The sequence below is a fragment of the Dactylosporangium aurantiacum genome (assembly GCF_000716715.1).
Taxonomy (GTDB): Bacteria; Actinomycetota; Actinomycetes; order Mycobacteriales; family Micromonosporaceae; genus Dactylosporangium; species Dactylosporangium aurantiacum.
The window spans coordinates 1-1,314 of the sequence record NZ_JNYJ01000129.1; the positions used below are offsets into that span (position 1 = coordinate 1).

The 1,314-nt window shown below is 69.0% G+C and carries 1 protein-coding gene; it reads left to right on the plus strand.

Annotation, left to right across the window (positions count from 1 at the left end; all coding sequences use genetic code 11):
* The first annotated feature begins 51 nt into the window (after window positions 1-51).
* A protein-coding gene (locus OP18_RS50560) for an IS3 family transposase (RefSeq protein ID WP_156090387.1) occupies window positions 52-1,289 on the plus strand; the annotation gives its coding sequence in 2 pieces (ribosomal slippage) (window positions 52-334 and window positions 334-1,289; 1,239 coding nt in all).
* Window positions 1,290-1,314: the final 25 nt, after the last annotated feature.

Below are 1,314 nucleotides of genomic sequence, written 5' to 3' on the forward strand. Positions count from 1 at the left end.
TGAACCGCCCCGGATTTGATACCGGCCCGACCTCTTGTGGAGGATCGAGTCATGTCACGCCCTTCCCCGTACCCTGCTGAGTTGCGACAGCGGGCAGTGCGGATGGTCGCCGAGGTGCGGCCGAACTATGAGTCCGACTGGGCTGCGGTCACCGCGGTGGCGCAGAAGCTGGGTATCGGCACTGCGGAGACGCTGCGGAAGTGGGTCCGTCAAGCCCAGGTCGACACCGGCCAACGCAGCGGGGTCAGCACCGACGAGTCGGCTGAGCTGAAGCGGTTGCGGCGGGAGAACGCCGAGCTGCGCCGGGCGAACGAGATCCTCAAAAGCGCGTCGGCTTTCTTCGCGGCCGAGCTCGACCGGCCACAGCCACGCTCGTGACCTACATCGACGAGCACAAGCACCTGTTCGGTGTCGAGCCGATCTGCCGGGCCCTGATGCAGTTCGGGTGGCCGATCGCGTCCAGTACCTACCGCGCTGCCTGCCGGCGGCTGCCGTCGGCCAGGGCCCGCCGCGACGCCTGGCTGTGCCGGCAGATCCGCCGGGTCTACGAAGCCAACTACGGCGTCTACGGGGCTCGGAAGGTGTGGCTGGCCTTGAACCGCGAGGGCGTCGAGGTGGCCCGCTGCACGGTCGAACGGCTCATGCGCCACATGGGCCTGCGTGGTGTCGTGCGCGGCAAACCCCGGCGCACCACGATCGCCGACCAGCACGCGGCCAGGCCGGTGGATCTGGTGCAGCGCCGGTTCCACGCGGACCGGCCGAACCGGTTGTGGGTCGCCGACTTCACCTACGTGCCGACCTGGTCCGGGATGGTCTACGTCGCGTTCGTCATCGACGTGTACTCCCGCCGGATCCTGGGCTGGCGCGCCGCGAGCAGCATGAAGACCGCCCTGGTCCTCGACGCCCTCGAAATGGCGATCTGGGCCCGCGGCCGGCACGGCACCACCGACCTGTCCGGGCTGATCCATCACCACGACGCGGGCAGTCAATACACGTCCATTGCCTTCACCGAACGCCTCGCCGCGGCCGGCGTCGACGCATCGGTCGGCACGGTCGCCGACGCCTACGACAACGCCCTCGCCGAGTCCACGATCGGGCTGTTCAAGACCGAACTGATCACACCCCGCGGGCCGTGGCGGACCTGCGACCAGGTCGAGATCGCCACCCTCGAGTACGTCGACTGGTACAACCACCGCCGGCCCCACAGCGGCGCCGCGGACCTGCCACCAGCCGCGTTTGAGACACTGCACCAAGCCCGCCTCACCGAGGCAGGCCCCCAACCCGTTTAGCCGCTACCAAACCCGGGGCGGTTCA